General features: G+C 71.9%; 12 protein-coding genes. 4 read left to right on the top strand and 8 right to left on the bottom strand.

Annotation, left to right across the window (positions count from 1 at the left end):
• The first annotated feature begins 25 nt into the window (after positions 1 to 25).
• Together SM611_RS13800 and SM611_RS13795 are read left to right on the top strand one after the other, a co-directional pair.
• Positions 26 to 1525 carry an aldehyde dehydrogenase family protein gene (locus SM611_RS13800; RefSeq protein ID WP_371949902.1) on the top strand — a complete coding sequence of 500 codons (1500 nt, stop codon included), beginning with the start codon at positions 26 to 28 and terminating at the stop codon, positions 1523 to 1525.
• Positions 1526 to 1574: 49 nt separating this feature from the next.
• Positions 1575 to 2069, top strand: coding sequence for a GNAT family N-acetyltransferase (locus tag SM611_RS13795; RefSeq protein ID WP_371949901.1), 495 nt, complete (start codon positions 1575 to 1577; stop codon positions 2067 to 2069).
• Positions 2070 to 2085: 16 nt separating this feature from the next.
• On the opposite strand, the gene SM611_RS13790 is transcribed toward SM611_RS13795, so the two are convergent.
• The 4 genes from SM611_RS13790 to SM611_RS13780 all read right to left on the bottom strand — a co-directional run bounded on the left by SM611_RS13790 (position 2086) and on the right by SM611_RS13780 (position 6389).
• On the bottom strand, positions 2086 to 3471 hold the full coding sequence (locus tag SM611_RS13790; protein ID WP_371949900.1) for an FAD-binding oxidoreductase: 1386 nt from the start codon (positions 3469 to 3471) through the stop codon (positions 2086 to 2088).
• Positions 3472 to 3661: 190 nt separating this feature from the next.
• The gene (locus SM611_RS13785; protein ID WP_371949899.1) at positions 3662 to 4111 is read right to left on the bottom strand and encodes a hemerythrin domain-containing protein; all 450 of its coding nucleotides are present in this window, start codon (positions 4109 to 4111) and stop codon (positions 3662 to 3664) included.
• 117 nt (positions 4112 to 4228) lie between these two features.
• Positions 4229 to 4450 (bottom strand): DUF8820 family protein, encoded by a 222-nt coding sequence (locus SM611_RS37640; protein WP_504230279.1) that lies wholly within the window; start codon positions 4448 to 4450, stop codon positions 4229 to 4231.
• Positions 4451 to 4796: 346 nt separating this feature from the next.
• A complete protein-coding gene (locus SM611_RS13780) occupies positions 4797 to 6389 on the bottom strand; it encodes a GMC family oxidoreductase (protein ID WP_371949898.1) in 1593 nt (530 codons plus the stop codon).
• 70 nt (positions 6390 to 6459) lie between these two features.
• Between SM611_RS13780 and SM611_RS13775 the strand changes: the two genes are divergently transcribed.
• Positions 6460 to 7092 carry a cob(I)yrinic acid a,c-diamide adenosyltransferase gene (locus tag SM611_RS13775; protein WP_371949897.1) on the top strand — a complete coding sequence of 211 codons (633 nt, stop codon included), beginning with the start codon at positions 6460 to 6462 and terminating at the stop codon, positions 7090 to 7092.
• Positions 7093 to 7213: 121 nt separating this feature from the next.
• Positions 7214 to 8143: a DUF4097 family beta strand repeat-containing protein gene (locus SM611_RS13770; RefSeq protein WP_371949896.1), complete on the top strand. Its 930-nt coding sequence runs from the start codon at positions 7214 to 7216 to the stop codon at positions 8141 to 8143.
• Here the strand turns inward: SM611_RS13770 and SM611_RS13765 are convergent.
• The 4 genes from SM611_RS13765 to atpD all read right to left on the bottom strand — a co-directional run bounded on the left by SM611_RS13765 (position 8140) and on the right by atpD (position 12224).
• Positions 8140 to 9702 (bottom strand): M20/M25/M40 family metallo-hydrolase, encoded by a 1563-nt coding sequence (locus SM611_RS13765; RefSeq protein ID WP_371949895.1) that lies wholly within the window; start codon positions 9700 to 9702, stop codon positions 8140 to 8142. The genes SM611_RS13770 and SM611_RS13765 overlap by 4 nt on opposite strands.
• A gap of 125 nt (positions 9703 to 9827) precedes the next feature.
• Entirely contained in the window at positions 9828 to 10292 is a 465-nt protein-coding gene (locus SM611_RS13760) for a DUF2550 domain-containing protein (RefSeq protein ID WP_371949894.1), read from the bottom strand.
• A 35-nt stretch (positions 10293 to 10327) separates the two neighbouring features.
• A complete protein-coding gene (locus tag SM611_RS13755) occupies positions 10328 to 10714 on the bottom strand; it encodes a F0F1 ATP synthase subunit epsilon (protein ID WP_371949893.1) in 387 nt (128 codons plus the stop codon).
• 79 nt (positions 10715 to 10793) lie between these two features.
• Complete coding sequence (gene atpD / locus SM611_RS13750; protein ID WP_371949892.1) at positions 10794 to 12224, bottom strand: F0F1 ATP synthase subunit beta; 1431 nt, start codon at positions 12222 to 12224, stop codon at positions 10794 to 10796.
• Between the last annotated feature and the right edge of the window lies 1 nt (position 12225).

Genomic DNA, 12225 nt, shown 5'->3' with positions numbered 1-12225 from the left:
CAAGGCTCCTCCCGGGAGGTTCCTCATGTCCGTGGCCACGGAGAGCGCCGAGACGTTCGCGTCCCTGAACCCGGCCACCGGCGAGGTCGTCGCCGAGCACCCCGTCCAGGACGGCGCGGCCGTGGCGGCGGCGATCGAGCGCGCCCGCGAGGCCGCCGAATGGTGGCGCGCCCTCGGCTGGAAGGAGCGCCGGCTCCGGCTGCTCAACGTCAAGGGCTCCCTCACCCGCAACCTGAACCGGATGGCCGAGCTCATCCACCAGGAGACCGGCAAGCCGGTGCAGGACGCCCAGCTTGAGACGATCATGGCGATCACCCACCTGGACTGGGCCGCCCGCAACGCGCAGAAGGTCCTCGGGCCGCGCAGCGTCTACCCCGGCCTCATGGCGGTGAACCAGAAGTGCGTGCTGGAGTACCAGCCGCTCGGCGTCGTCGGGGTCATCGGCCCCTGGAACTACCCGATCTTCACCCCGATGGGCTCGATCGCCTACGCGCTCGCCGCCGGCAACGCGGTCGTGTTCAAGCCGTCCGAGTACACCCCGGGCGTCGGCGTGCTGCTCGCCGAGCTGTTCGCCGCGGTGATCCCCGAGCACCCCGTCCTGCAGACGGTCACCGGGCTCGGCGAGACGGGCGCGGCGCTCTCCTCGTCGCCGCACGTCGACAAGATCGCCTTCACCGGCTCGGCCCGCACCGCCAAGCGCGTCATGGCGGCCTGCGCCGAGAACCTCACCCCGATCGTCGCCGAGTGCGGGGGCAAGGACGCCTGCATCGTCGACGCCGACGCCGACCTCGACGCCGCCGCCGAAGCCGCGCTGTGGGGCGCCATGTCGAACGCGGGCCAGACCTGCATCGGCGTCGAGCGCATCTACGTCGTGGACGAGGCGTACGACAAGTTCCTCGGCAAGCTCACCGAGAAGGCCAAGGACCTGCGCCCCGGCTTCGACCGCGAGTCCGCCTACGGGCCGATCACCATGCCCTCGCAGCTCGACATCGTCGAGCGGCACATCAAGGACGCCCTCGACAAGGGCGGCAAGGCCGTCGTCGGCGGCGCCGACTCCGTGCGCAAGCCGTACGTGGAGCCGGTCGTGCTGACCAACGTGCCGGACGACTCGTCGGCCGTCTGCGAGGAGACGTTCGGGCCGACGATCACCGTCCACCGCGTCAAGGACCTCGACGAGGCCGTCGAGCGGACCAACAAGACCAGCTACGGCCTCGCCGGGACGATCTTCTCCCGCGACAAGGCCCGCGCGCTGGACGTCGCCCGCCGGATGCGCTCCGGCATGACGTCCATCAACGCGTTCGCCGCGTTCGCCCAGGTCGCCGCGCTGCCGTTCGGCGGCGTCGGGGAGTCCGGGTTCGGCCGCATCCACGGCGCGGACGGGCTGCGCGAGTTCACCCGCCCGAAGGCCATCACCCGGCAGCGGTTCGCGACGATGAACCTGACCACGTTCGCCCGCACCGAGAAGGAGATGGCGCGCGTCCTCGGTCTGATCAACATGATCCACGGCCGCCGCTACAAGCGCTGACGCCGTGCGCCCCCGGCTCCGGCCGGGGGCGCCGCCTAGACTCGAGACCATGACCTCCGGGACGTTCGGCGCCCCCGTCCGCAGCCGGCTCCAGGCGACCCTCGGCGCGACGCCGCCGCCCCCGCCGTGCTTGCGCCCGTTCACCGGCGCGGACGTCCCGCCGCTCGCCGCCGCCATGTGGGCCGCCTACCGCGGCACCCTCGACGAGGCCGACGTCGGCGACCTCCCGGGCGCGGCCCGCGAGATCCAGCTCACCCTGAACGGCGAGTACGGGACGTTCCTGCCCGGGGCCTCGTTCGTCGCCGACCACGAGGGCCGTCCGGTGGGCGCCGCCCTGGTCACCCTCTACCGGGACGAACCGCTCCTGGCCTTCCTCTTCACCGCCCCGTTCCACGCCGGACGGGGCCTCGGCCGGGGACTCGTCCACGCGGCCATGCACGCCCTGGCCGCGCAGGGCCACGCCACCCTCTCCCTCGCCGTGACCCGCCGCAACCGCCGCGCCCGCCGCCTCTACGAGCATCTCGGCTTCGTCGAGGTCGGCTGAGCACCGGGACGGGCCGTCAGCCGGGTGCGGCCGGGGCGATGTTCTGGTTCGCCCGGAAGAAGTTGCCGGGATCGTACTTCGCCTTGATCTGAGCGAGCCGGTCGTAGTGGTCGCGGTAGGTGGCCCGGACCCGCTCCTGGCCCTCGTCCGCGCCGAGGAAGTTCACGTAGGCGCCGCCCATCGAGTACGGGTGGAGTTCCTCCCAGTAGTCCACGCTCCACCGGCGGATGGTCTCGGCGTTCGCGGGGTCGGGGTCGATGCCCGCGTAGATGCCGGACCAGGTGGCGTCCCGGTAGCTCCAGGCGGTGTCGTCCTTCCCCACCCGGCCGGCCGCGCCGTCGATCGGGTACAGGTGCATGGTGGACAAAGCCGTCGGGATCTCGGCGCCGTGCCTGTGGTGCACCTCGATCGCCTCGTCGGTGATGCGGTCGAAGAAGTCACCTCGCCAATACCACTGGAGACCGGTCGGCAGGAGGTCGTCGAACATGGACTGGAGCATCGGATAGGGCATCGGGCTGGTGAACTGGAAGGCCGGCGGGCCGGGCGCGCCCGCCCGCGCGAGGATTCCCGGCAGTTCGTCCGGATCGCCGGTGTGGCACCAGACGACGGCGCACATCTTCGTCCCGTGGAGTTCCGCGGGGAACGGCGGCGCGGGAGGGACGACGAGGACGGCGAAGAAGCCGTTCAGGTCGTCGGGAGCCTGCGGCAGGAAGTCGCGGTACCACTGGAGGACCTCGCGCATCGCGTCGACCGGCCATGCGGTGATGCCGACCCCGACCGTGTCCACGGGGTGGAGCCGGTAGGTGAACGAGGTGACGACGCCGAAGTTCCCGCCTCCGCCGCGGAGCGCCCAGAACAGGTCGGAGTTCTGCGACTCGGACGCGGTGACCCACGTGCCGTCCGCCAGGATGACATCGGCGGCGAGCAGATTGTCCACGGTGAGGCCGTACTTCCGGGTGAGGTGGCCGTGGCCGCCGCCGAGCGTGAGGCCGCCGACCCCGGTCGTCGAGACGATTCCCGCGGGCGTCGCCAGGCCGAACCCGTGGGCGGCGTGGTCGAGGTCGCTCAGCAGGCTTCCCCCGCCGACCTCCGCGGTGCGCGCGTCCGGGTCGACCCGCACCCAGCGCATGGGCGACAGGTCGACGGTCACGCCGCCCTCCACCAGGCACAGGCCGGACCCGCTGTGCCCGCCGCCGCGGACGGCCGCCGCCGCGCCCACCTCGCGGATCAGGCCGAGCGCCGCCACCACGTCCGCGGCGTCCGCGCACGAGACGATCGCGGCGGGACACGTGTCGATCATCGCGTTGTAGATCGCGCGGGCCCGGCCGTACTCCGAGTCCCGCGGACCGACGACCGGGCCGCGCAGTGCCGTTCGCATGGATTCCAGAACCGTGGCCGTCATCAGGCCTCCCCACCGGGCCGCCGCGCACCATGCGCCTCGCGCACCCGTGGCATCGATGACCCACCAGGCCCCTCCCGGCGGGAGTTACCCGCAGCAGTACCCGGCCCCCCTCTCGCCACAATCAGGCCAAAGAGGAAAAATCACCCCAACTCGGGGACGGGGGCGCCCCGAAGGACGGCCCTGCGTCCGGTCATTTCCGGGCCCGCAGGCACACCCAACCCGCGGGCGTCTCGCCGGAATCAAGGAAGCCTCGCAGCCGCTCGCCCTGCGGCTCCGGCACGACCCGATCGAGCTCCGGGTAGAGGATCTTCTCCTCCTTCAGGTTGTGGTGCAGGAGCTGGACGGCCAGCCGGCGGCACAGCGTGAGCGCGGCATCGGCGTCCGGCTCGCCGTCGAGGACGTCGAGCGTCGCCCACATCTCCCCGTGCTCGCGCAGCATGACGAGGACCGGCGCCATGAGCCCCGCCGCGTGCAGGGCCGGGAACAGGAACTCCTCTTCGAGATAGATGTGCCGCCGCAGCGCACGGACGGCACGCGCCAGCGGCTCGCGGACGCCCGGCTCGGCCGTGAACGCCTCGATCCCCGCATCGATCTCCTGGTGCTCCCGCTCGAGCGCCGCCGCCAGTGACTCGATCTCCATGCCCGCACCTCGATGCCGCGCTCGGACGGTGCACCCACCGCCACCGTTCGCCCCCGCACCCAACCGGCCGGGGACGCTGGAGTTCGATATTAATACATGTGCAGTTTGTAAAAAATGTCACCGGCATGAGAAACAAAGCACACCCGGCCGGTCCCCGGCCGTCCGGCGCGGTGGCACCGGTTCAGTCGGCGACCAGGCGGGTCCCCAGCCGTCCCCCGTGTACTCGCGCTGGCGGCGGACGGCGTAGCGGCCCGGGGTGCAGCCGGACGCGCCGTGCTCGGGATGCAGCAGGTAGACGGGGCCCGAGCAGTCAACCGCCGCACCGCACCCTCCACCCACCTCCAGGACGCCAGGTGCGCGGCTGGGCGTCCATCTGAGTTCCTTCGGGTGAGCCGGGGGCGGATCTAAGGCGTCCTAGGTGGCCTAGATAAGGCGTCGTCCCCATGTGAGGGGTGGGGTCTTAGGACGAACCTTGTAGATGTCGGGCCGAGAGGGTCCGGCGGGATTCGAGGAGAACGCAATGATCCGCCCGGAGTTCAGCAAGGTCATCATCGACGACCGCCTACGCACGTTGCGGAAGGAGGCCAAGGAGGCCCGCCGCGCGCGCCTGGCGAAGGCGCTCAAGCGGTGACGCCCGCGGCCTGTACGCGCGAGACGCCCCCGTCCGGAAGGACGGGGGCTTTCCTCATTTACGGGCGTTGGCCGGCGGCAGCGGCGTCCGGCCGCGGATCAGGTCGGCGGCGCGCTCGGCGATGGCGATCGTGGGCGCGTTGGTGTTGCCCCGGGGGACGGCCGGCATGACGGAGGCGTCCACGACCCGGAGGCCCTCGACGCCGCGGACGCGCAGGGACGGGTCGCAGACGGAGTCGCCGCCGCCCATCGCGCAGGTGCCGACGGGGTGGAACAGCGTCGCGACCTCGCGGCGGACGAACGCGGTGACGTCCTCGTCGGACTCGACCTGCTCGCCCGGCGCCCACTCGCCGCCGATCAGCGAGGCCAGCGGCCCGGACGCGGCGATCTCGCGGGCCTGCCGGACGCCCGCGACCAGGATGGCCAGGTCGGATTCCGCGGCGAGGTAGGCCGGGTCGATCAGCGGCTTGGCGTGGGGGTTCGCGGAGCGGAGGGTGAGCGCCCCGCGGCTCTCGACCGCGATCGCGGTGACCATGACCGACAGCAGCCGCTCGGACGAATCGGTGAGGCCCTGGTTCACGAACGGCGTCGGCAGGACGTGGTACTGCAGGTCGGGGGCGGGCAGGCCCTCCGCGGTGCGGACGAACCCGCCCGCCTCGGCGACGTTCGACGCGTACGGGCCGCGCGCCAGGGCCTGGTACAGCGCGAAGGAGCGGGCGTTGGCGAGTTCCCACAGGGGCTTGGTGCGGGGGGTCGCGAACATGACGTTCACGAACGGATGGTCCTGGAGTCCCTGCCCCACCGGGGAGTCGACGACGACGTCGATGCCCAGGGAGCGCAGGTGGCCGGCCGGGCCGATGCCCGACAGCATCAGGAGCTGCGGGCTGTTCACCGCGCCCCCGGAGAGGATCACCTCGGTCCCGGCGCGGACCGAGTGGGCCTCGCCGCGCGCCTCGTAGCGGACGCCGACGGCGCGCCCGTCCTCGATCGCGACGCGGGTGGCGAGGGCGTCGGTGACGACCGTGAGGTTCGGCCGGTTCTCGATCGGGTGCAGGTAGCCGGCGGCGGCCGACCAGCGCCGGCCGCGCTTGTGGGTGACCTGGTAGAAGCCCACGCCGTCCTGGTCGGCGCCGTTGAAGTCGGGGTTCGCGGCGAGGCCGTACGCCTTCGCCGACTGCACCCACGCGCGGGTCAGCGGGTGCTTGTAGCGCAGGTCCTCCACCCGGAGCGGGCCGCCGACGCCGTGGTAGGGGAGGTCGCCGCGCTGCTGGTCCTCCGCGCGGCGGAAGTAGGGCAGCAGGTCCTCGTAGCCCCAGCCGTCGCAGCCGTAGGAGTCGCGCCAGGTGTCGTAGTCGTGCCGGGAGCCGCGCATGTAGATCATCGCGTTGGTGGACGAGCTGCCGCCGAGCGTGCGCCCCCGCGGCCAGTAGACGCTGCGGTCCGCCGCGTGCCGCTGCGGGACGGTCGCGTAGTCCCAGTCGTACGGACCCTTGATCAGCGAGGCGACGGCCGCCGGGATGTGGATCTCCGGCGCGTCGTCGGGCGGACCGGCCTCCAGCAGCAGGACCTTCACCGAGGGGTCCTCGGTCAGGCGGGCCGCGAGAACGCAGCCCGCGCTCCCGGCTCCCACGATGATGTAGTCGTACACGGCGGCCTCCGGGGTCTTTCCGGAACCCTACCGAACGGCCTTCGACGCATCGCATCGCTAGGCTGCCGATATGGCGAAGAACAGGGACAACCCCGTCGTGCTCTCGCGGATCTATACCCGGACGGGCGACGACGGCACCACCGCACTGGGCGACGCGTCGCGGACCCGCAAGACCGATCCGCGCCTCGCCGCCTACGCCGACGTCGAGGAGGCCAACGCCGCGATCGGGGCGGCGCTCGCGCTCGGCTCGCTGCCCGAGGACGTGGCGGCGCTGCTGACGCGCGTCCAGAACGACCTCTTCGACGTGGGCGCCGACCTGTGCGCGCCGGTCGTCCCCGACCCGCAGTACCCGCCGCTGCGCGTCGAGGCGTCCTACATCGAACGGCTGGAGGCGGCGTGCGACGAGCACAACGCCGCCCTGCCCGTCCTGCGCAGCTTCATCCTCCCCGGCGGGACGCCCGGCGCCGCGCTCCTGCACGTGGCCCGGACGGTCGCCCGGCGCGCCGAGCGCACCACGTGGGCGGCGATCGAGGCGCACGGCAGCGCCGGCGAGGCCGCGGAGGACGGCGCGGCGGCCGAGGGCGGCGTGAACCCGCTCACCGCCACGTACCTCAACCGTCTGTCGGACCTGCTGTTCATCCTGTGCCGCGTCGCGAACGCCGGGCACGGCGACGTGCTGTGGAAGCCGGGCGGCGAACGCTGACGGGCGTCCGGGGGTAGGGCTAGCCCCACCCCCGGATGACCGGCTCCCCACCTGGTGACGCCGCCCCCGCCGCGCCAGGCTGGTCTTGTACGGTGCACGGCGATCATCGGGAGTGACCAACGTGAGGACCTTGACGGGGACGGCCGTCCTGGCGGTGGCGGCGGCCGCGCTGACCGCCTGCGGCAACCTGAGCTTCGGTACCCATCACGACCAGCGCTCCTACACCGCGCCGGCCGGCGTCACCAAGCTCAAGATCCAGACCAGCGGCAGCCGGGTCGAGGTGACCGCGTCGGACGTCCCCGCCATCCAGGTCAGCGAACGGCTGCGCTGGTCCAATGACGAGAACAAGCCCGAGGTGAAGCACGTCACCGAGGGCGGCACGCTGAAGCTCACGTCCACGTGCGGCACGCAGGTGATCGGCATCTCCTCGTGCGGCGTGTCCTACCGCGTCCGGGTGCCGCGCTCCACCCCCGTGGAGATCGACAACCGGGACGGGTCGATCGCCGCGTCCGGGCTGGCCGGGACGGTGAGGCTGCACAGCGACAACGGCTCGATCACCGCGGAGGGCCTGAGCGCGACCTCGGCGACGCTGTCGTCAGAGGACGGGTCGCTGCGCGTGTCGGGCAGCGTCACCACCGCCGACCTGAACAGCCGGAACGGCTCCGTGGACGCGACCGGGCTCACCGCCCGCACGCTGACCGCCCGCTCCAGCGACGGCCGCATCCGCCTCAGCGGCACGGTCACCGTCGCCGACCTGCGCACCGACAACGGAAGCATCGACGCCGACGGGCTGAGCACCGACCGGATCACCGCCCGGACCAAGGACGGCGGCATCCGGCTCCGCCTCGTCGCGCCCCCGGCGAACGTCGACGCGGGCACCGACAACGGCTCCATCCACCTCCGCCTGCCGGCCGGGGAGGGGTACGCGATCAGCGCGGCCACCGACAACGGCAGCAAGCGCATCGACTCGGGCATCCACGAGGACTCCCGCTCCGAGCGTCGGATCAAGCTCGACACCCGCGACGGCGGCATCACCGTCAAGCCGAGCTAGCGGACCTGGTACGGGCCCTGCCACACCGGCGCGTAGGACGGGACGAGCGGCAGGGCCAGGCGGGCGCCGCCGTTGACCGCGACCGTCGTCCGGGCCAGGTGCTGCAGGACGTGCGCGACCCCGTCCGTGGTCGTGTCGAGGAGCTTGAGGTTCACGTTCTTCATCCGGTCGCACGCGGCGTGGTAGCAGGGGTCGTACGCCTTGCCCGGCCTGCCGCCGAACAGCTTCGCCTCGGCGGCGGTCTTCACGCCCTCGGCGCCCGTCGCGATGCCCCCGGACGGGATGCCCTTCTCGATGAACGGGCCGTAGTCGGAGCGTCCGTCGAACTCGCTCTCGGACGTCGGCAGACGGCGGCTCTTGAAGTAGTCGCGGAACATCTTCTCGATCGCCCCCGACCCGGCGGGCGCCCGCGTGCCGCCGGTCGAGTTGTCCCCGTCGTACACGCCGCGGGTCCCGTTGGGCGAGCCGAGCATGTCGAGGTTGACGTTGAGGGCGATCTTCTCCCTCTCGGCGGCCGGCAGCGACCCGACGTAGTGCGCGGACCCCCGCAGCCCCTCCTCCTCGGCGCCCCACCAGGCGAAGCGCACCCGGTTGCGGAGGCCGTCCTTGCCGAGGTCCTTGATCTTCGCGGCGATGGCGAGGAGCGCGGCGGCGCCGGTGCCGTTGTCGTTGATCCCCGGCCCCTTCGGGACGCTGTCGAGGTGCGCGCCCGCCAGCACCACGTTGCCGGGGTCGCCGCGCCCGGTGTCGGCGAGGACGTTGGCCGACGACGTCCTGCCGTGCACCGTGTCCGTCTTCACCCGCAGCCGCAGGCCGCCCCTCCTCTTCGCGATCTTCACCAGCCCGGCGCCCAGCTCGTGCGTGGGGCCGACGACCGGGAGCGTGGACGGCTTCGTCACCGTCCCGTTGATCGGCCCCTTCTCCCCCGGCTTGTTGTAGATCACCACGGCGGACGCGCCCGCCGCCTTCGCCCGCGACGTCTTCGTCTGGAACGTGCACGTGCCGCGCTGCAGGAGGGCGATCGAGCCCTTCTTGAAGCCCTTGAAGTCGCTCTTCTCGCAGCCGCTCGTCCCCTCCCCCTTCGCGGGGACGTCCACGGCGATCGCCCGCGCCGTCACGTCGCCGGACCCCGAGAAGGCGAGCGTGAGGAAGTCCTCGTCCAGCTTGTAGGACTTGGCGGACGGCGCCGTCCGCGCGAACACCGCGTCGGACCTCTCCCGCCAGTACGGGTACGTGAACTTCTGGACCTTCGGGGTGAAACCGGCCTTGCGGAGCCGCCCGACGACGTACTTCACCGACACGCCGTAACCCGGGCCCCCCGACGCGCGGTCGCCGCCGTTGTAGTCGGCGATCTCCTGGAACGCCGCCAGATGCGCCTTCACGTCCTTCAGCGTCACCAGCCTCGCCAGATCGCCGCGCGCCGGCGCGGCGCCCGCCGCCGGAAGGGCCGCGGGCAGGAACAGCGCGGGCAGCGCCACGGCAGCGCCCATGAAAAGCTTGCGGCCGACGAAAAGCTTGCGGCCGATGAGAATCTTGCGGCCGGTAATCAGCTTGCGCACGGGCACTCCAGCGGACGGACGGCGAGCGGACCAGCAGCGATCCTCGCCCCGCGCTCCGCCCGCCTCAAGCAGCGGCGGCACGGCCACGCCAATTCGATACCGGCGCCTTACCCGGCCTTACCCCGTCATTCCGGAGGGTGCAGATCGACCGGCAGGCCGGGCGGCGCCGCCTCCAGCCACGCCAGGAACCCCGTCAGCGCCGCCGCGCTCATCGCCAGCTCGACGGTCAGCCCGCCGTCCCGCACCTCGATGACGCTCACCTCCGGCAGCAGGCCCTCCGCCTCCTGCGGGCCCGGCCGCCGCCGGTTGGACACGACGAGGCCCCGGCGGTGGATCACCTGCCGGGGCCTTCTGCGGAAACCGAACACGCGGTGCCAGTGCAGCTCGTCGCCCTTGTAGCGGCCGATGCCGAGCCGCCACACCCCCGGAGCTCCGCCCTCCGGGGACAGTTCACGCAGGCTGCACTCCACGGTGCCGCCGCCGCGCGTGAACAACCAGCGGCGCACCAGCATGCAGACGACCAGCAGCGCCGCCACGAGGACGAGCGCGGCGAGCGCACCGCCCACATCCAGTGCCAGGTGCTCGCCCACATCCCCCGCCGTCCGTCGAACTCCAGGCTTCGATGCTAGGCCTCGATGCCCGCCGCGCGCAGCCGGGCCCGCGCCCGGCGCTCCGGCGTGGCGTCCTCCGCCTCGGCGCCGAGCGCCGCGTCCAGCGCCTGCCTGGCGTCGTCGACGTCGATCTCGTCGCCCAGCTCGGCCAGCTCGGCCAGCACCGACACCTCGTCGGCGGCGACGGAGAAGAACCCGCTGCCGACCGCCGCGATGATCGGCTCGCCGCCGTCGACCGGCTCGATCTTCACCACACTGCCGTCGAGCAGGACGCCCAGCACCGGGGCGTGGCCCGGCAGGATGCCGAGCGAGCCCTCGATGGTCTGCGCGACCACCATCTTGGCCTCGCCGGACCAGATCTCGCGCTCCGGCGACACCAGCCCGACCTTCAGGGTTGCCACGTTGGTTCTCCTCCGAATACTGGAGCGGATCCGCCGGAGCGGCCCGGGCCGAGGCCGCGGGCCGCTCCGGCGAAGCGGACTACTTCTCCAGCTCCCTGGCCTTCTTCTCGACGTCCTCGATGCCGCCGCACATGAAGAACGCCTGCTCGGGCAGGTGGTCGTACTTGCCCTCGGCGATCGCCTTGAACGAGGCGACCGTCTCGTCCTTCGGCACGGTGACACCCGGCTGCCCGGTGAACTGCTCGGCCACGTACATCGGGTGCGACAGGAAGCGCTCGATGCGCCGCGCCCGCTGGACGGTGACCTTGTCCTCCTCCGACAGCTCGTCGATACCGAGGATCGCGATGATGTCCTGCAGCTCCTTGTACTTCTGCAGGATCCGGACGACCTCCTGGGCGACCTCGTAGTGCTCGTTCCCCAGGATCTGCGGGTCCATGATCCGCGAGGTGGAGTCGAGCGGGTCGACCGCCGGGAAGATGCCCTTCTCGGAGATGCTCCGGGACAGGGTCGTGGTGGCGTCCAGGTGCGCGAACGTGGTGTGCGGCGCCGGGTCGGTGATGTCGTCGGCGGGCACGTAGATCGCCTGCATCGAGGTGATCGAGTGACCGCGCGTCGAGGTGATCCGCTCCTGCAGCACGCCCATCTCGTCGGCCAGCGTCGGCTGGTACCCCACCGCGGACGGCATGCGCCCGAGCAGCGTGGAGACCTCCGAGCCGGCCTGCGTGAACCGGAAGATGTTGTCGATGAACAGCAGCACGTCCTGGTTCTGGACGTCGCGGAAGTACTCCGCCATCGTCAGCGCGCCCAGCGCGACGCGCAGCCGGGTGCCCGGCGGCTCGTCCATCTGGCCGAACACGAGGGCGGTGTCCTTGAGGACGTCCGCCTCGGCCATCTCCACCCAGAGGTCGTTGCCCTCACGGGTGCGCTCGCCGACGCCGGCGAACACCGAGGTGCCGCCGAAGTTGCGGGCGACACGGCGGATCATCTCCTGGATGAGGACCGTCTTGCCCACGCCCGCGCCGCCGAACAGGCCGATCTTCCCGCCCTTGACGTACGGGGCGAGCAGGTCGATGACCTTGATGCCGGTCTCCAGCATCTCGGTCCGCGACTCCAGCTGGTCGAACGCCGGGGCCTTGCGGTGGATGCCCCACCGCTCGTTGATCTCCAGCGACGCGGTCGGCGTGTCCAGCGCCTCGCCCAGCGCGTTCCACACGTGGCCCTTGGTGATGTCACCGACCGGGACCGCGATGGACTTGCCGCTGTCGAACACCGGAGCGCCGCGGACCAGGCCGTCCGTCGGCTGCATCGAGATGGCCCGGACCATGTTGTCGCCCAGGTGCTGGGCGACCTCGAAGGTCAGGGTCTTCTCCTCGCCGCCCAGCGCCACCTGGACGTTGAGCGCGTTGTAGATCTCCGGGAGGGCGTCGGCGGGGAACTCCACGTCGACGACCGGGCCGATGACGCGTGCGACGCGCCCGGTCGCGGTCGCCGTCTCTACCTGTGCAGTCATT

The organism is Actinomadura monticuli, assembly GCF_041463655.1.
In the GTDB taxonomy this organism is placed as follows: domain Bacteria; phylum Actinomycetota; class Actinomycetes; order Streptosporangiales; family Streptosporangiaceae; genus Spirillospora; species Spirillospora monticuli.
This window is presented reverse-complemented; position numbering and strand designations above follow the sequence as displayed.